General features: G+C 63.8%; 15 protein-coding genes. 6 read left to right on the top strand and 9 right to left on the bottom strand.

Translation table 11 applies throughout. From position 1 onward, the window contains the following. Window positions 1-3 precede the first annotated feature (3 nt). Together SADO_RS09185 and SADO_RS09180 are read right to left on the bottom strand one after the other, a co-directional pair. Complete coding sequence (locus SADO_RS09185) at window positions 4-768, bottom strand: MlaA family lipoprotein (RefSeq protein WP_353110880.1); 765 nt, start codon at window positions 766-768, stop codon at window positions 4-6. Then, on the bottom strand, window positions 765-2,048 hold the full coding sequence (locus SADO_RS09180; RefSeq protein ID WP_353110879.1) for a hypothetical protein: 1,284 nt from the start codon (window positions 2,046-2,048) through the stop codon (window positions 765-767). The genes SADO_RS09185 and SADO_RS09180 overlap by 4 nt, the downstream gene beginning before the upstream one ends. Before the next feature lie 102 nt (window positions 2,049-2,150). On the opposite strand from SADO_RS09180, the gene SADO_RS09175 reads away from it, so the two are divergent. From SADO_RS09175 to SADO_RS09165, 3 genes are all read left to right on the top strand, one after another. Further along, on the top strand, window positions 2,151-3,164 hold the full coding sequence (locus SADO_RS09175; protein WP_353110878.1) for an NAD(P)/FAD-dependent oxidoreductase: 1,014 nt from the start codon (window positions 2,151-2,153) through the stop codon (window positions 3,162-3,164). Window positions 3,165-3,386: 222 nt separating this feature from the next. Further along, window positions 3,387-4,574 (top strand): HD-GYP domain-containing protein, encoded by a 1,188-nt coding sequence (locus SADO_RS09170; protein ID WP_353110877.1) that lies wholly within the window; start codon window positions 3,387-3,389, stop codon window positions 4,572-4,574. A 183-nt stretch (window positions 4,575-4,757) separates the two neighbouring features. Then, complete coding sequence (locus SADO_RS09165) at window positions 4,758-5,942, top strand: MFS transporter (protein WP_353110876.1); 1,185 nt, start codon at window positions 4,758-4,760, stop codon at window positions 5,940-5,942. Window positions 5,943-5,958: 16 nt separating this feature from the next. Here SADO_RS09165 and SADO_RS09160 read toward each other — a convergent pair whose 3' ends face one another. Beyond that, window positions 5,959-6,360, bottom strand: coding sequence for a PaaI family thioesterase (locus SADO_RS09160; RefSeq protein WP_353110875.1), 402 nt, complete (start codon window positions 6,358-6,360; stop codon window positions 5,959-5,961). A gap of 129 nt (window positions 6,361-6,489) precedes the next feature. After that, on the bottom strand, window positions 6,490-7,911 hold the full coding sequence (locus tag SADO_RS09155) for an amidase (RefSeq protein WP_353110874.1): 1,422 nt from the start codon (window positions 7,909-7,911) through the stop codon (window positions 6,490-6,492). A 164-nt stretch (window positions 7,912-8,075) separates the two neighbouring features. Here SADO_RS09155 and SADO_RS09150 point away from each other — a divergent pair, with 164 nt between their 5' ends. Further along, window positions 8,076-9,188, top strand: coding sequence for a M23 family metallopeptidase (locus tag SADO_RS09150; protein WP_353110873.1), 1,113 nt, complete (start codon window positions 8,076-8,078; stop codon window positions 9,186-9,188). Between the two features lie 902 nt (window positions 9,189-10,090). Here SADO_RS09150 and SADO_RS09145 read toward each other — a convergent pair. From SADO_RS09145 to SADO_RS09125, 5 genes are all read right to left on the bottom strand, one after another. Continuing rightward, window positions 10,091-11,032, bottom strand: coding sequence for an oxygenase MpaB family protein (locus tag SADO_RS09145; protein WP_353110872.1), 942 nt, complete (start codon window positions 11,030-11,032; stop codon window positions 10,091-10,093). A 118-nt stretch (window positions 11,033-11,150) separates the two neighbouring features. Further along, entirely contained in the window at window positions 11,151-11,744 is a 594-nt protein-coding gene (locus tag SADO_RS09140; protein WP_353110871.1) for a 3'-5' exonuclease, read from the bottom strand. A gap of 8 nt (window positions 11,745-11,752) precedes the next feature. Further along, a complete protein-coding gene (locus SADO_RS09135) occupies window positions 11,753-13,234 on the bottom strand; it encodes an SLC13 family permease (RefSeq protein WP_353110870.1) in 1,482 nt (493 codons plus the stop codon). Between the two features lie 70 nt (window positions 13,235-13,304). Further along, window positions 13,305-13,856 carry an LOG family protein gene (locus SADO_RS09130; protein ID WP_353110869.1) on the bottom strand — a complete coding sequence of 184 codons (552 nt, stop codon included), beginning with the start codon at window positions 13,854-13,856 and terminating at the stop codon, window positions 13,305-13,307. 27 nt (window positions 13,857-13,883) lie between these two features. After that, window positions 13,884-15,260, bottom strand: coding sequence for a hypothetical protein (locus SADO_RS09125; RefSeq protein WP_353110868.1), 1,377 nt, complete (start codon window positions 15,258-15,260; stop codon window positions 13,884-13,886). Between the two features lie 223 nt (window positions 15,261-15,483). Here SADO_RS09125 and SADO_RS09120 point away from each other — a divergent pair, with 223 nt between their 5' ends. Together SADO_RS09120 and SADO_RS09115 are read left to right on the top strand one after the other, a co-directional pair. Continuing rightward, a complete protein-coding gene (locus SADO_RS09120; RefSeq protein WP_353110867.1) occupies window positions 15,484-16,452 on the top strand; it encodes a TerC family protein in 969 nt (322 codons plus the stop codon). A 4-nt stretch (window positions 16,453-16,456) separates the two neighbouring features. Further along, window positions 16,457-17,560 carry a glutathione S-transferase family protein gene (locus SADO_RS09115; protein ID WP_353110866.1) on the top strand — a complete coding sequence of 368 codons (1,104 nt, stop codon included), beginning with the start codon at window positions 16,457-16,459 and terminating at the stop codon, window positions 17,558-17,560. Window positions 17,561-17,586: the final 26 nt, after the last annotated feature.

The following is a 17,586-nucleotide window of genomic DNA, read 5'->3' as shown; positions in this document are numbered from 1 at the left end:
GGCCTACTCTTCGACCTGCAGCGCCCGATAATTCATGTAGACAAGCCGCACGAGTGTGTACTCGAACGGCGAACCCGTCTGGTAGTAGCGGAAGTTCACCGTATCGCGCTTGTTGATTACGTACAGGGGCCAGTACGGCACGCGCGCCCAGGGGTAATCGTCGAACTGCAACGGATCGAGAACGAAGAAAAACGCCTGGTCGCCGGCAAGCCCAACGCTGTCTCGTAGCGATGACGGCCCGAAGAACGGCAACACCAGATACGGCCCCGCGCCGACACCATAGTGACCCAGCGTCTGGCCCAGATCCTCATTACGCTGATCCAGACCCATCGCTGTAGCCGGATCGAACAGCCCCGCCAACCCGACCGTGGAATTGACCACGAAGCGTGACAGCGTGACGGCGGAACTCGCCGGCTTGATCTGCAAAACGCTGTTCGCAAACGTATTGATCTCGCCCAGGTTGGAGAAGAAATTCTGTACGCCGGTGCGGGCAAAGCCAGGCGTAACGGTGCGATACACCTGCACCACCGGCATCAGCGCATAGCGATCGGCCAGCGCATTGAAGCGATAGACGCGTCGATTGAAGCCTTCCCACGGGTCGTTGATCGCCAATGGATTGGCGGTCGTCTGTGTCACCGGCACGTCGTCTGGCGTGCGCTCGTCCACGGTCTGGGGCGGCGGCGTGCTGACACAGGCGCCAAGCAGCAGACTGATGACTACGACGAACGCGTTGCCGTGGCGACGGCCGAAGCGATTGCTGGCGATCATGGCGAGAAGAAGTCCTGTATGGCGCTCACGGTATTCCGGGACGAGAGATTGCCCATATGGCCGCCGCGCGGGCGGATACGGGCACGCTCGCCGAAGCTGTCGCGTAGAAAGGCGATCTCGTCGTCACTGAGAATCGGATCGTCCTCGCTGGTGAAGACGCCGATATCTGCGTTGCCCGTCAGAAAGCCGCGAATACCACGCAGATCCGATTCGGCGACCAGCGTTTCACGTGGCACGTTTCGGCCGTCGCTATTCCAGTAAGCCACCAGAAGCCGATCGATATAGTCCGTAAACGACATCTCGAACGAGCGCTGGATATAGGGGTCCAGCGAATCGTACGGCCCGAGTTCCACATCGCGCGGCACGATCACGTCAGAACGCGTCATCACGTCCGCGCCAAAAGCCATGTTCGCCAGCGACAGCCTGAACGCGAGCCCGATAATCGCGGCGATATCGGCCCGATCCGGGGACTGGGACATATAGGCGCGATAGAGGAAATCCTCGTTGAACCGTAACGGATCACCGGAGGCGTACAGCTGCCGCAAACCACCAAGGCCGCGCGCAACGAAAGCTGGAATGCCCTTGATGCCGCCGTCGAGATTATCGGCAAGCAACCGGTCCATGCGCTGTACCGACGCCCAGACGTCCACCGCCGGATTGAGCAGCAACACGCGTGAAAAACCAAACTCGCCGGCCTGGGCATCGTGCTTGGCAATGAAGGCAGCCTCGGTCGCGCCCAGGCTCCACCCGGTCAGCGCATAGCCGGTGACTTCGGTCTCGTCGTCAAGATCGTCGCGGACTGCGCCCATCAGACGATAAAGATCACGCACGTCGGTCTGCATGCGCCCGGGCACGGCATGCTCTGCCGCGCCAAGCATGAAGGTGACGCTGGTCGGCGATGGCAGGCAGGCCACGCTGTAGCCTACTTCGTAAAGCGCGCGCGAGAGCATCACGCACTTGCTCGACAGCGCGCTCGCGCCGGTGCCGGCAATGATGAAGGCCAACGGTGCCGGCTCGTCCTGGGTTACACGCAGATACTGCAGCGGCCGCGCGTAGCGCAGCGTCGCCGGGGTATCCCGCTCGACCAATGGTTCAAGGCTGCGGACCTCGAAGTCGAGGCCTTCCGGCAAGTCGGCTTTGTATTCCGCCGGCGTACCGATCACGGTCGCCGCCAGGCCATCCTCGATCGGGTAGGCACCCGATGACGGCTGAGCTGCCGATGCAGCCAGCGCCGTGGCCAGCAATCCAAGCGCCCAGGAGGCACGCAACAAGCTACGCATGGATCAAACCCGCGCTATCTGAAGTATCGAACACAATAGGATCAATCATACCGCGTTCCGCACTATTTGCGCGCTGCAGCAGGGGCGTCGAGAATACGACCCATGCCGAATGCCCTGATCATCGGCGCGGGCGTGGCCGGCGCCAGCGCTGCCGCAACGCTCGCGGCCGAAGACTGGAACGTCACCGTGGTCGACAAGGCCACGCGCCCCGGCGGGCGTTGTGCCACCCGGCGCGTGGCTGCTGATCCGGCCAGCGCCTGGTTCGACTACGGCGCGCAGTATTTCACCGCGCGCGCCCCCGACTTTCGATCCGAAATCGAGCGCGACCTGGAGGCCGGCGCATTGACGCGCTGGCAACCGTCGATTCACATCGCCCGCCGATTTGCCGACGGCTGGCAGCGAACACCCTCGCCGGACGACCGCGAACGCCTGATGGGCCCAGACGGGCTCAATGGCTGGGTTCGTCATCGGCTTGAGAAGGCCACCGTCGATGTCCAGTGCGGACGCCAAGTGATTGCCGTCACGCACGAAAAGAATGGCTGGACGCTGCAATTCGAGGGCGGCCACGAACCTCTGATCGCCGACGCCCTGATTGTCACCCTGCCCGCAGTTCAAGCCGCCGCTCTGCTGGGGCACATGACAACGGATATACCCGTGCTCGCGTCAGCCGACCAGGCCTTGGACCCGTGCCAGTCACTGGTCGTATCAGCACCGCCGCTGGATGATTGCCACAGCATTTTCGTCAAGGACGGCCATCTTGCCTGGTGCGCCGACAACAGCCACAAGGCAGGCGCGGCAGATACGCAGCGCGATCTCTGGACGCTACATGCCGGCCCGGCATTCAGCAGTGACCATCTGGAGCACGCCCCCGAAGATATAACCGCGGCGCTTACCGAGGAATTCGCCGCACTGAGCGGTATCGAGCCATCGCATATCGAGCCGGTTCGACATCACCGCTGGCTTTATGCGCGCCCGGGACCGAATCCGCCCCCGGCCGACACGCTATGTATCAGTCGCCCCGGGCAGCGGCTCGCGCTGGCCGGCGACTGGCTCGCGGGCGGTCGCGTGGAAGGCGCCTGGTTGTCCGGTCGTGCAGCGGCCCGCTCTCTGCTGTGACCTTGTTGCACAATGGCGCGCAGCCGGCCCCGGTTATCAAACAAAACGGGCACACCCCGAAATCCGCAACCATGTGACCGACCGGTCGCGCGCATCCCGACCGTTGGCGCTTCGTGAGATCCCTGCTCAGATAACGACTCAGCCTTAAGTTGCGGCGAATCTGTGCGATAAATAGAGAAGAGTTCTTGCGCAGCCACGGACCGAACGGTTCCGACGACCCCGATGGCGTTATACAAAAAGAAAATCGAAGTCCGTGATCTGCGGCCCGGCATGTTCGTCGAAGCACTCGACCGGCCGTGGCTCGAGACCCCGTACCTGCTCGAAGGCATCGCGATCGAAAATCAGGCCGATATCGACGAGCTGCAGTCGCTGTGCGCGTTCGTCTATATCAGCAGCGAAGAGCCGCCGGCCGACACGCCGGAGGAGGCCGCAGCCAAGGCAAACGAGCTCCCGGCCCTGGGTGATCAGACCCCGCGCAGCTTTCGCGAAGAACTGCCCGCCGCGCGTGCGATTCACAGCAATGCCGTGGGGCTCGTCAAAGCACTGCACGGCGATGTGGTCGAAGGCGAGAAGCTGGACACCGAGGCGGTCGCTGAAGTTGTCGAACGGATGATGGACAGCGTTTCGCGTCACCCGGATGCGCTGGTGTGGTTCTCCAATCTCAAGGATCGCGACGAGTACACCGCCATCCACAGCCTCAATGTCTGCATGCTCGCCGTCACCCTGGCCACCTGGGTCGGCAACGACGCCCGCGCGATCAAGGAAATGGGCATCGGCGCGCTGCTGCACGACGTGGGCAAGCTCAAGGTGCCGCTTGAGGTGCTCAACAAGCCCGGCAAGCTCACCGACGAGGAATACGCGATCATGAAAAAACACCCCGAGTACGGGGTGGAAATTCTCAAGAACTCACCGGACCTGACGCACGCCAGCCTCGAGATCGTGCGCGATCATCACGAACGGCTCAACGGCAAGGGGTACCCGGCCGGACGCAAAGGCTCCGAGATCTCCTATTACAGCCAGATCGCAGCGATCGCGGATGTTTACGACGCCATGACGAGCGATCGTGTCTACCAGAAGGGTCGCGCTCCGGCCCAGGCCCTGAAGCTGATGATGAGCTTCGAGGGCGATTTCAACGATGAGCTGCTGCGCCAGTTTGCCGACTATCTCGGCGATTACCCGATCGGCAGCATGGTGGAACTCAACACCGGCGAAGTGGGCTTTGTCATCCCCAGTCCCGAACGCCAGGAAAAGCCCACAGTGCTGCTGGTGCTGGATTTCAAGAAGCGCCGCTATTTCCCTCAGCGTGTGCGCGATCTCATGCGTTTCCCGAAATTCCACGTGACGCGAATGCTCGCGCCCGGCAGCCACGGCGTCGACGTGGACGATTACGCGGAAGCCTGGGAGCTCTAGTCGCGCCGTTCGCCAAGAACCCATGCGAGCATTGAACCCTGCCAGGAGCCGCACGGTCCGAGCGAAGAAATAACAGCGGGATCAGTCACTCCAGCCCATAGGGCGACCCCGTGTTCTAACGGATGGATCCAGACAGCCACAGCTCCTAGCATGTGATTGCCAATCACCCTTCGGGAGCATCCCGTGGCAAGAACATGGCCACTCGCCGCCGGCGGCGCAATCGCGACCGCTGTCGCCTTCGGCCCGGCCCGCGTGGGTTTCGGGCTGTTTCTGCCCCGTTTTCGTGAGCAGTTCGATCTATCCACATCAGGCGCTGGCCTGATCGCGAGCGGCGCGTTTGCCGGCTTCTTCTTCGCACTGTTGCTCACGGCATGGCTGGTCGTGCAACGCGGTCCGCGGCTTGCAGTTGCTCTCGGCGGCTTCGCCGCGCTCGGCGGAATGGTGATTGTCGCCATCAGCCAGAATACGGCGATGCTAGCGGTGGGCACCGTCCTCGCTGCCACAAGCGCAGGCTTTTGCTGGTCGCCATTCAACAACGCGGCCGAACGCGGCGTGCCGTCAACGCAGCGCGAGCGCGCGCTGTCAGTGATCAGTACCGGCACGGCTGCGGGCATTGTCGGCGCAGGCATTCTTGCCCTGGCTGTCGCCAGGCTCGACCAGGGCTGGCGTACGGTCTGGGTGATTTTCTCATTCGCCGCACTATTGGCCGCCACGGTGAATCTCTACGCGTTGGCGCGGTTGCCACATGCGGCGGCCCAGAAGTCGCGGCATGGCTGGCTCAAACAGATGGTTGCAAAGCCTAGCTGGCCCTTGCTTGCGATCGCGCTGTCGTTCGGTTTCACCAACGGCTTCTATCTCTCGTTTGCCGTGGATCACGTCTCCCAGGCTGGCGGCCTGCCCGGCGTGGCTGCCGAGCTGTCCGGGCCAGTGCTCTATATCGCAGTGGGCATCGGCGGCGCCATCGGTTTTCTTACCGCAGATATCAAGTCGCGGATCGGCCTTACCGCTCTTGTGCGCGGTATTTTCGTCTGTTCGTTGCTCTCACTGGTCCTGCTCGGGCTGTTGCCCACCCGTTGGGCCGCCCTGCTCGCCTCGGCCGCGCTACAGGGCGCCTGCATCATGGTGCTGAGCGCGATATTTTCGTTCTGGAGCAGTCACCTGCATCCAGCGCTGCCCACGATCGGCTTCACCGCCACCCTGGCGATGTTCGCGGCCGGCAACATCCTCGGGCCAGCCATCAGCGGCCTGGCCGCGGGCGCGCTCGGGCTGGCCGGGACGTTCGTTGCCAATGCCGTGATCTCGCTTGCAACAATCCTGCTGTTCCCAGGCAAGAAACGACGCGAGGCGCTCGGCGATCATACGACCTAGCCGGCTTCCGGACGGATCAGGCTCGGGCTTCGATCAAGGTCTTGGTCACCCGCGCCTGTGCGATCACGCGGTCAGCCACTCGCGCGCTCACATCGATGAAGGCGATACGCCGGCCGACCCGTATCGGCGTCGATTCGAAAACCACCGTGTCCCCAGGGTTTGCCACGCGCATCACCGAGACATGAATATCGTGAGTCACGGCTTCGGTTACATCGTCGAGTCGACTCAACAGGCCGGCATAGGCACAGACGTCACACAGCATATAAAGCACGCCGCCGTGGAAAACGCCCGCCGGGTTGACCGTGTTTTCGCCCACGATGACCGATAGGCGTCCGCCCCCGGCATCCGACTCGACGTCCTGAATACCGAGATGACGATGCAACGGGTGATTCGCGACCTGCTCCACTCGCCGGTCCATGCAGCCTCCATTGGCCAGTGCTTGGCCGCACACTCTAACCAGCGACCACCGATCGCGCTCGGCTGACGCAAAAAAGCCCGCCGGAGCGGGCTTCGATCTGCCGAGCCTCGGCCAGCGGCTTAAGGCGGCTCAGCCGTATTCTGCCGGGTTCGGCACGGTCGGGAATCGTGCCGGATAGGCATCCATATAGGCGTTACAGGCGCGCAACACGCGAATATCGTCGAACTTGCCGCCTGCCAGTTGAAAGCCGACCGGCAGACCGCAATCGGTGAACCCGCAGGGCACGGACGCGGCTGGCTGCTGGCTGAGATTGAACGGATAAGAGAACGGCGCCCATTCTTCCCAGTCCCGCATGCCGCTGCCCGGCGGCACCTCGTGATTCACCTCGAACGGCTTCAACGGAACCGTTGGGGTCATCAGCAGGTGATAGTCCTGGTTGAACTTCTCCAGTTCGAGGGTGAGGTCCGCACGGTCGGAAAATGCCTGGAAAAGCTCTAGTGCACTCCAGTTCTCGGCATGCTTGGCGTTGGCTACCAGGCCCGGATCCAACATCTCCCGACCTTTCTGGTCACAGCTGTTCCGTACCTGGAGCGAAGCCGTAAACCAGAGTTTGCGAAAGATATCGATCGGCGAGCGGAAATCGGGATTGATCTCGGTCACTTCTGCGCCGAGCTCCTCCATCTTCTGGGCCGCTTCTTTCACCCGCGCCGCAACTTCCGAATCGACATCCGCATAGCCAAGATCGGGCGAATAGGCGATACGCAGGCCGCGCAGATCACATTCCAGATCGACGCCCCAGTCCTCGGGCTGGCCGCGTGTGGCGTAGGGGTCGCGGTAGTCGTAGCGGCCGATAACGTTGAGCATGCGAGCGGCATCGCGCGGATGGCGCGTCAGCGGGCCGATATGCGACAACGTCGGCATCTTGGCCGGCGGCCATTGCGGGGTCCAGCCGAAGGTGGGCTTGAAGCCAAAGACACCGGTGAATGCGGCCGGAATCCGAATCGAACCGCCCGAGTCGCCGCCCTGATGCAGCACACCCATGTTGAGCGCGGCCGCTGCCGCAGCTCCGCCGGACGAACCGCCGGGCGTCAGGCGCGTATCCCAAGGATTGGCGGTCGCGCCAAACACGCGATTGTCGGTGACCGCTTTCCAGCCGAACTCCGGCGTATTGGTCTTGCCCAGAAACACCGCGCCGGCTTCGCGCAACATACGGGCCGGCGGGGCGTCGGCCGTGCACTTGGCCGTGCCGGTGGTCAACGAACCATCACGGGCGGGCATCCCCGCCACTTCGGTGAGATCCTTCATCGAAGTCGGCACGCCATCGACAGGCGATAGCGGCTTGCCCTGCCCCCAGCGCCGTGCCGACGCGCGGGCCGCGTCTTCTGCGCCTTCACGGTCGATATGGACATAGGCGTTGACGTCGCCGTTGAAGCGATCGATACGATCGAGCGCGGCACGCGTTGCCTCCAGCGGGGAGGCGTCGCCAGACTTGAACAGCGAGACAAGCTTGCCGGCATCCATCGTGCCCAGGTCGGTATCGTTTGCGCTCATGTTGCGTTCGTGCCCATACGACAAAAATCAGGGCGGGGACCCTATACATCGCTTGCCGTAACAGCAATGCGTACGAATACCCAAGTCGCGCCGTGCGCCACCCACCATCATCCGGACTACCGCCCGTAACGTATCCAGCGCATCCGACCCATGTCGACCCCTACATGAACGACGAAGCCGAGCGAGATCCGGCAGCGCCGACCCACGACCGCGGCGCCGAGCCGGTGACCACCGAAGAACACAACCCCACGCCGGATGCCGAAGCGCCGGCCAAGCGCCAGCGCGCTCGCTGGCGGCCGTGGCTTTTGCTGCTGATGCTGGCGGCCCTGATCGGGTTGCTATCGCAACGCCCCGAACTGCGTCGCGACGCACTGGAAACGACACGAACCGCGGTGATGGACGGCTTGAACATCTCGCCGCGAGCCATCTACACGCTACGCCTGCGCATAGCCGGGCTGGAAGACAGCGCCCTGGGCCAACGCTGGCGCAGCGCGGTCGACCGCGCCGGCGCCGACCCGCGACGCTTCACGACCCGCTATGCCACCCGAGACGAATTCGCCGCCGACCGCATCGAGGCTCATGTCTACGAAACCTCGCTGAAACGCGGCGAGCGTTTCGAGATTCGGCTGCGGCGCGACACGCCGTGCGAAAGCTGTCGCAGCGCGCTCTACGTGAGCCTAGAACGCCGCGCGGCCGACAGCGATGACGCGACGGATTGGACAACGGTGGCCACGCTGGATGCCGATGGCCATACCGAAAGCCGTGTGGTCGATCGGGACGGCGACTATCGCGTTGTCCTCCAGCCAGAGCTCGCGGCTGAAGCGAGCTACGAGATCGCGATGGCACGCGGCGGCTCGATTCCGTTTCCAGTCGAAGGCGCCGGCCAGCGCGATATCGGCAGCGGCTTCGGCGCGCCGCGCGACGGCGGCGCGCGCCAGCACCACGGTGTGGATATCTTCGCCGAACGCGGCACGCCGGTCCGCGCGGTCACCGCCGGCCGAGTACGCACCGGCAGCGGTGGTATCGGCGGCAAGCATGTCTGGCTGTCGTCCGGCATGCTCGGCATCGGCGGCGCCCGCTATTACTACGCTCATCTCGACGAGTTCGCGGTGGACGCGAGCACGAGCGTGGAGGCCGGCGACGTGATCGGTTATGTCGGTAATACCGGCAACGCGCGCACCACACCGCCGCATCTGCATTTCGGGATCTATACCGGCTTTGGCCCGGTCGACCCCGCGCCGTTTCTGGGGGCGCCGCCCGATCTTCCAGGCACCTAATCGTCACTCGGGATGACGATGTCCGATTCGCTTAGGCCAGCTCTCAGGAATATCCAATTGCGAGCCCGCAACGGAAGTGTCTTTTTTCTGGCTGGTTTTATTTTCGTTAAGGCGTTAGGGACGAATTCGACAGCGAGGCAAATCTAAGGCGCAATAAACGCTCTCCTTTGTGTCGAATCCCGCAGACTCATGCCGCGAATCTCGCGGCACTCACCAGTTCGACCACACTTTTGTTTCGCACTGCTGTGCGACTCCCTTTCTTTTGCTTGTCCCAAAGAAAGTAAGCAAAGAAAAAGACACCCGGCACGGCGCCGGCGCGAGGCGCCGGTGCACTGCGATGCTCGCGGCGAAGGGTTTGCGGCCAGAACTCGCGTCGCTTAGGCGACGCTCAAACAGGCTGACCGCACCGGCGCAATGCGCCGGACACCCTTCGCCACTGCGCGTCTCCGTCGCCGTGCCAAGGGGCCCGAATACAGGCACCGCGGTTCGGAAAGTGAGGCCGACTCACCTACAGAGCTGAAGCGAGGGCGTTTGCTCACGTTCCCGCTGGATCACGCCTCCGGATAATCCGACTTAAGACGGTCGTGAGCATGAGCGAGCGAAACCGAGCCTGTCTGTGTTCGGGGCCCTTTGGCGAAGCGCCGAGCAGCGGAGCGCGGCCGGGATTAAGCAGACGGGTGTTTGAGCGCTAGCGAGTTCCGGCTGCGCCCGGCCGGGCGAGCAGCGCAGGGCACCGATGCGAAGCATCGGCGCAAGACGGGGGGTCTTTTGTTTTGGTGACTTTTATTTGGACAAGCAAATAAAAGACACTCGCGCAGCAGCGCGAAACCCCAAGCGGCGCTCGCCTACATAGTTGATTCAGAACTCACGAACTAGACACCGAGACTTGCGCAGCGCCGAATCTAATCGAACTGCAGGCAGTCCCGCTCGGCCCCGGCACGCCGTGCCGAGCGTACCGCCACACCTTCCGACATGGCCGCACGAATCAACGGCGCAACACGGTTGAGACTTTCCGCGGCGCCACGGTCGATCAGGCGCTGGCGCGGGGTGCGGTGAATCAGTTCGCGCGCCCATAGCGGCAGGATTGCCGCGCCCGCCCCGAGGAACATCCGCCGCGACACGCCCGCAATCGGAATCGGCAGCTCCATTGATTCAAGCACGGCGAGCGTGGCTCGCGAGCGCTCGTCGAAACGCAGCCGGGGCTGCATCGCAGCGAAATACTCGTCCATCTGGGCGCGCGAGGCCGGCACGTTCTCGGCGCCAAGCGCTTCGGCGATACGCCGCGTCTCGTCGAAGTATTGATCCTGAATGGCCACGCTCAGGCCCGGCCGGCGATAGCGCATGTAGCCATCGAGAAAACTCGCCATCTCAGTGCAGTGCACCCAGGTCAGCAGGTCGGGATCGTGCGCGGAATAGCGTTCGCCTTCGGGCGTGCTGCCGCGCACGCGGTCGTGGATACGGTCGACCAGTTCGATGATGCGCTCGGCGTCCGCGGTCGGCGCGTAGGTGGTGGCGGCGACGAACATGGTCGTGCGCCGCAGGCGGCCGAGCGGATCGTCCCGAAAGTTCGAGTGATCCCACACGCCGGCAAGCGCGCGCGGGTGCAGCGTCTGCAGCATGAGCGCGGCGATGCCGCCGGACATCATGCCGGGGAAATCGCCATGGATCTTCCAGGTCACGCTGTCGGGGCCGAACAGGCCGGCGTCGCCGACCGGCGCGTCGTAGTCGATGCCGAAATCTTCCGTGGTCGCGACAACGCCCACGATCCAGTCACGCAGGCGTTTATGCAGCGGCGTGAGCAGTTGATTCGGCGCCGGCAGGCGCTGGGTAAAACGGTTGAGCACCGGTGTGAGAACTCGACGAAAACAGCTTTCGACTATAACGCGGTGCGGCGCCTGGCGGATGCGCCCCGGCCTTCCAAAAAGTGCACGCGTGCACTTTTCTGTCTGCCCATACTCGGCGCTAGACGAACTCGCGCAACGGTCGATGTGCGTCGGTGAGCCAGTCGGCGACCGAGCGGCCGCTGGCCTCGACCGCGGCTAACACCACCAACCCGGCCGCGCGGGCGTCTTCTCCTGCATCGTGATGGGCGAAGTCGATCTTCAGATGTTCGGACAGGCTGGCCAGCCCCCAGCCGCGCTTGGCGAACTGGCTGAAGGCCCGCCGGGCCACGCGCGCCGAATCCAGCCATTGGGCACCCAAGAGCGGCAGGTCGTAACGCGCACAGGCGCGGGCAGTAGCCGTGACGTCGAAAGCGGTGTGCGAGACCACGATCCGGCCCGCCAGTAACGCGGCAATCTCGTCGTAGCACTCATCCCAGCCCGGCGCATCGGCCACGTCCGCGGCGCGGATGCCGTGGATGGCGATGTTGTGGCCGGAAAACCATGTGTGCGGATTGATCAGCCAGGACCAGTTCTCCACCAGCGCGCCGTCGGCGAACGTGGCGAAGCCGATCTGGCAGATGCTGCCCGCGTCGTTGTTCGCGGTCTCCACGTCGAGCGCGATGAAATCCGGCGCGCGTGCCGCGCGCACCGGCGCCTCGATCGGCTGGGCCACGCCGGCCGCTACCAGAACGTGCTGATGATCAGATACGGAATCAGCGTGGCCAGCACCACGCAGACCACGTTGAGCGCCAGACCGGCCCTCATCATCGACTGAATCCGCATACGTCCGGTAGCGAACACGATAGCGTTGGGCGGCGTGGCCACCGGCATCATGAAGGCACAGCTGGCCGCGATTGCGGCAGGCACGGTGAGCAGCAGCACATCAACGCCGACCGACCCGGCCAACGCACCGAGCAGCGGCATGAACACGGCCGCGGTCGCCGTATTCGAGCTGACCTCCGTCAGCGAGATGATCACCAGCACCACGGCGCCGATCAGCAGCACGCTGGGCAGCACGCCGAAGACTTCCATCTGGGTGGCGATCCATTCGGCAAGGCCGGTCTTCTTGATCGCGCCCGCCAGGGCCAGACCACCGCCGAACAACAGCAGCACGCCCCAGGGCACGCCGGCCTCGTTCTCCCAGTTCATCAGGCGCGAGCCCCTGTTGTCGCCGGCCGGGATCACGAACAGCGCCACGCCAATGGCCATCGCGATCATCGCGTCGGACAGCCAGTCGAGACCGGCATTGCCCAGCAGCGGCCGACAGATCCACAAGCCGGCGGCGAGCAGGAACATGATCCCGACGCGCTTCTCGGCCGTGGTAAGCGGGCCGAGCTTCTCCATCTCGTTCTTGAGCATGTCGCGGCCGGCCTCGCTGGTATCCAGCTCAAAGCCACCACGCACCAGCCAGAACCAGGCCACTGCCATCATCGTGACGGACACAGGAATGCCGACGACCATCCACTGCGCGAAGCCGATCTCGATGCCCTGATCGGACGACAGGTAGCCGGCGAGCAGCGCATTGGGCGGCGTGCCGATGAGCGTGGCCACGCCGCCAATGGAGGCGGCATAGGCGATACCCAGCAACAGGCGCGTGGCATAGCGATCGACGGCCGGGGATCGTTCTTCGCCAGGGTCTTCCGCCATCAGACTAACCACGGACATGCCGATCGGCAGCATCATGATCGAGGTGGCGGTATTCGACACCCACATGCTGATGAACCCCGTGGCGATCATGAAACCCGCGATCTGGCGCGCCGGGCTGGAGCCGACGGCCAGCAGCGTGCTCAGCGCGATACGCCGATGAAGGTTCCAGCGCTGCATCGCCAGACCAAGCAGGAACCCGCCAAGAAACAGGAAGATGATGTCGTCGGCGTACGAAGCCGCGAGATCCTCGATACCACCGACACCGATCGCCGGGCCGATGGCCAGCGGCAGCAGCGAGGTGGCCGGAATCGGAATCGCTTCGGTCGCCCACCAGGTCGCCATGAACAGCGCCAGGCCGGCGCAATGCCAAGCGGCCGTCTCCATGCCGGCCGGCGCGGGCAGAACCAGCGTGATCAGCATGACCAACGGCCCCAGGAACAGGCCGATACGGCCGGCGCGACTGGTCGAATGCGCCTTCTGCTGACTGGAGGAAACACTATCCTGACTGGAGCTCATGGGTTTCTCCGATAAGCGGCTGCCGGGCCGCCATTCTGATGATGCAACTAGTGGCGTGGGCGCGGCGCGCTCAGGCGCCGTTATGCAACGATTCGAGCAGGCCTACAGGGGTATTGGCAACCCGGATGCGCTCGACATGGGCCGAGGAGACGAACCCTTCGTCACGCATATGGGCCATGGCGTTGACGAGTGGGGCATAAAAACCCGCCACGTCGAGCAGGCCGCAAGGCTTGTCGTGCCAGCCCAGTTGGTGCCAGGTGAGCACCTCGAACAGCTCTTCGAGCGTGCCGAAGCCCCCGGGCAGCGCGATAAAGGCATCCGCGGCGTCCATCATCGCGAGTTTGCGCGCATGCATGCCGGACACGACCTGCAGTTCGCTCAGGCCGACATGCGCGATCTCGCGATCCATCATGGACTCGGGAATCACGCCCAGCACTTCGCCGCCAGCGGCGAGCGCGGCGTTGGCCACTGCGCCCATCAGGCCGACCTGGGCGCCGCCATAGACCAGCCGCACGCCGCGACGGGCAATCAGCGCGCCGAGCGCGCTGGCCGCCTGCCCATAATCGTCGCGCACGCCGTCGCGCGAGCCGCAGTACACACAGATGCTCGCGATCCGGCTCATGCCGCAACCCTGACGCATTGTGCTGCGCTAGTGACCGCCATCCCGGTCCTTGACGAAGGTCTCGTCGATTTCGCCCGAGAAGAACTGCTTGCCATAGATGAGCAGGCACAGACCTATGCCGATACCGAACGCCCACGCTGCACCCTGGGTGACGAGCACGCCGGCGGTCACGCCCGCGATGCCCAGGTCGCGCTGGCTGCGTGCTTCCATGATCCCGATGCGGACACTCACGTAACCCTGGATGAGCAGGGTGAGCGCCAATGCCACGCCCAGAATCGGCTGGATGACGGACACGATCGGCAACAGCAGCAGGCCGGTGTTCGTGCCCCAACGGAACGAGCCCGCCCCGCCGAAGATCGAATTCATCGCCTTGCGGCCTTCCTTGTAGCGCTCGACGATCACCACATGCATGGCCGCCCAGAGCGGGCCACACATGGCGACATCCGGACCCAGGACGCTCATGCTCGCGTTACGCGCGCCGAAGATCATGTGCGCGCGATCGGGGTTGTAGTCGATGTCCTCGTCCGGACGCGCGCCGTCGGCCTCGTCGAGCAGCGCCTTGGATTGGAGCACGTCGCCGAACAGCACGATATAGGTCGCCGCCACCATCGGTAGCGCTTGGATGAAGTACCAGACCGGCGGCAGGCCTACGCCGAACACGGTGTAGTCGCTCCACAGGGTTACGAAGTCCGGCTTGGAGAAGCCCCACTCCACGTTCGGCCACGGTGCTTCGCCGAACAGCGGCGCCACGACGATCGCCAGCGCAATGATCGGGAAGATACCCAGCTTGCCGATCAGCCCGAACACCGCGTTGCGCTGCTTGAGCACGTTGAAGCCCTGCGAAAAGATCAGCAGAAAGGCCAGGCCGACCGCGATGGAGATGGTGAACGGGAAGGTCCAGAACCGGCCGTCGTCGGCGAATACGGCATTCACCGCGGCCAGACCTGCACCCATGATGATGCCGGCCTTGAGGGCCGACGGCACCCAGTGCACCACGTGCTTGGCCAGTCCGGTCACGCCGAGACCGATCGACAACGCCCCGAGCATGAACTGGAAGGCAATCAGCGCATGCACGCGATCCACGCCCTCCGGGAAGCCTTCGCAATAGGCGATCAACAGCGGGATCGCCGGCGTGATCCAGCCCGGCACGACGGGGTCGCCGAGCAAGTGATGGGTCAGATAGAACAGGCCGTTGAGCATGACCACGGCCAGGGCGGCCTCGAACGGCATGCCCAGCAGGTCGGTCATCAACGGGATCGCAGCCAGGTCGACCGCGCACATCAACAAGCCCTGCAGGTAGTCCGGCCATTCAAAGCGGTAATGAAGGAACGGCAACCGGATCTTGAACGGCCCCGCGCCCCAGTAGGGCGACTCACCCGACGTACGATTTGCCCACTGCACCATCAACTCTCCCTGAATTTCGAGCCGCGTAAGATACGCATCGCGGGCCACCCCGTCACGCTCGCAATTCCCGTACCGCGTGCCGCTAACGTGCGATGATGCCGCGGGCGATCACCGTCGCCCATTGGCCGTCGCCCGCCGCGTTAACAATGCGTTGACGCCGGCGCGGGTAGCATCGCGGCAACGACGGCGCACCGTATTCGCGCGCCACGAGGAGAACGATTCGATGGATGTACCGGTCTGGATCTGGGGCAGCACGATTGCAGGCATTCTTGCCCTGTTGATCTTCGATTTTTATGCACACGTGCGCACACCGCACGCACCGTCGCTGAAAGAAGCCGGCGGCTGGTCGATTTTCTATGTGGTGCTCGCGATCATCTTTGGCATCGGCCTGTGGATGGTCTGGGGTCATGACCACGGCATCGAATACTTCGCCGGCTATATCACCGAAAAGAGCCTGTCGGTCGATAACCTGTTCGTGTTCGTGATCATCATGGGCTCGTTCAACGTGCCGGCCGAATATCAGCAGAAAGTGCTGCTCGTCGGCGTGGTGATCGCACTAATCCTGCGCACGATATTCATCGCACTCGGTGCGGCCGCGATCGAAAACTTCTCCTGGGTGTTCTACATTTTCGGATTGTTTCTGCTCTATACCGCCTGGAGTCTGGCGCGCACGAAGCACGACGAAGACGAGGAATACGAACCCAACATCATGGTGCGCCTGGCCCAGAAATATCTGCCGGCCACCGAAGACTACGACGGCACGCGGCTGACCACGATTCAGAATGGCAAGCGCCTGATCACGCCGATGCTGATCGTGATGATCGCCATCGGCGCCACCGATATCCTGTTCGCACTGGACTCGATCCCGGCGATCTACGGCCTCACCAAGGAGCCGTATATCGTATTCACGGCGAATGCCTTCGCCCTGCTGGGCCTGATCCAGCTGTACTTCCTGCTGGGCGGGCTGCTCGACCGGCTGGTTTACCTGTCTTTCGGGCTCGCGGTCATTCTCGGCTTTATCGGCATCAAGCTGATGATCCACGCCTTGCATACCAACGAACTGCCCTTCATTAACGGTGGCCAGGAAGTGCATCTGGTGCCCGAGATCCCGATCTGGCTATCGCTATCGGTCATCATCGGCATCCTGATCGTCACCACGGTCGCCAGCCTGATGAGCAGCAAACGGAGCTGACCGCGTGGCAGGCGCCTACACGCTCTACGGCACCGAGTTCTCGCTCTATACGGGCAAGGCTCGGGCGTATCTGCGCTACAAGGGCATTCCCTTTCGCGAGAAGCTGTCGACGCTGGGTGTCTACAAGCGGGTGATCAAGCCGCGTACCGGGGTGCATTTCATCCCGGTACTCGAGTCGCCCGACGGCGAGTTCGTTCAGGATACGACCGACATCATCGACTTCTGCGAGGCGCGTTTTCGCGCCCGCGGCGTCTACCCGGCCACGCCCTGTCAGCGCATCGTCGCGCGTCTGCTCGAGCTTTATGCCGACGAATGGCTGTTGATCCCGGCGATGCACTATCGCTGGAACTTTCCGGAACAGAACGAAGCGTTTCTCATGGGCGAGTTCGGGCGTGTGGTGCTGCCGCACGCGCCGGCCTTCATTCGCCGCCGTGTCGCCCGCCGCAATGCCGGCCGGTTCGCCGGCATGCTGCCGACATTGGGCATCGACGAACACACGGCCCCGGCGATCGAAGCCTCCTGGCAGGCTACGCTCGATGATCTGCAAGCGCATTTCTCGACCCATCGCTACGTGCTCGGCGAGCGCCCCAGCCTGGCCGACTTCGGTCTGATCGCCCCGCTTTATGCGCATCTCTACCGCGACCCGGCCCCCGGCGCGCTCATGCGCGAACGCGCACCCGCCGTCGCGGCCTGGGTGGAGCGCATGTTCGTGGATACGCCGGCAGTGGGCGACTGGCCTGCAGACGACCACGTACCGGAAACGCTGCTACCGATCCTCCGGCGCCAGTTCGACGAGCAATTTCCGGTGCTGCGCGATACCGTCGCCGCGGTCGAACAGCGGATCACCAAACATCCGGAGGAACGCCTGCCACGCGGGCTCGGCGAACACACGTTCCGCCTCGGCGAGGCCACGGGCACACGTGCACTCATGGCCTATCCGCAATGGATGCTCCAGCGCGTACTCGACGATTACGCGCAGTTGGCAGCTACCGAGCGTTCACCGGTCGATCAGCTGCTCGCGCGTTGCGGCGGCGACACGGCGCTGCAGATGACGATCCCCAAGCGAATCGAGCGGCGCAATAATCGGCTCTGGCCAGTCGCGGACTGATTCGCAGGCATAAAAAAGCGGGCCGA

The organism is Salinisphaera dokdonensis CL-ES53, assembly GCF_040361215.1.
Classification (GTDB): domain Bacteria; phylum Pseudomonadota; class Gammaproteobacteria; order Nevskiales; family Salinisphaeraceae; genus Salinisphaera; species Salinisphaera dokdonensis.
Note: the sequence above shows the minus strand (reverse complement) of the source record. Positions and strands in the feature narration are given on the sequence as shown.

Coding starts and splice junctions, on each gene's coding strand:
- SADO_RS09175 (WP_353110878.1), top strand. CDS start 2,151: ATGCCGAATGCCCTGATCATCGGCGCGGGCGTGGCCGGCGCCAGCGCT.
- SADO_RS09135 (WP_353110870.1), bottom strand. CDS start 13,234: ATGAGCTCCAGTCAGGATAGTGTTTCCTCCAGTCAGCAGAAGGCGCAT.
- SADO_RS09150 (WP_353110873.1), top strand. CDS start 8,076: ATGAACGACGAAGCCGAGCGAGATCCGGCAGCGCCGACCCACGACCGC.
- SADO_RS09170 (WP_353110877.1), top strand. CDS start 3,387: ATGGCGTTATACAAAAAGAAAATCGAAGTCCGTGATCTGCGGCCCGGC.
- SADO_RS09125 (WP_353110868.1), bottom strand. CDS start 15,260: ATGGTGCAGTGGGCAAATCGTACGTCGGGTGAGTCGCCCTACTGGGGC.
- SADO_RS09120 (WP_353110867.1), top strand. CDS start 15,484: ATGGATGTACCGGTCTGGATCTGGGGCAGCACGATTGCAGGCATTCTT.
- SADO_RS09180 (WP_353110879.1), bottom strand. CDS start 2,048: ATGCGTAGCTTGTTGCGTGCCTCCTGGGCGCTTGGATTGCTGGCCACG.
- SADO_RS09160 (WP_353110875.1), bottom strand. CDS start 6,360: ATGGACCGGCGAGTGGAGCAGGTCGCGAATCACCCGTTGCATCGTCAT.
- SADO_RS09155 (WP_353110874.1), bottom strand. CDS start 7,911: ATGAGCGCAAACGATACCGACCTGGGCACGATGGATGCCGGCAAGCTT.
- SADO_RS09130 (WP_353110869.1), bottom strand. CDS start 13,856: ATGAGCCGGATCGCGAGCATCTGTGTGTACTGCGGCTCGCGCGACGGC.
- SADO_RS09185 (WP_353110880.1), bottom strand. CDS start 768: ATGATCGCCAGCAATCGCTTCGGCCGTCGCCACGGCAACGCGTTCGTC.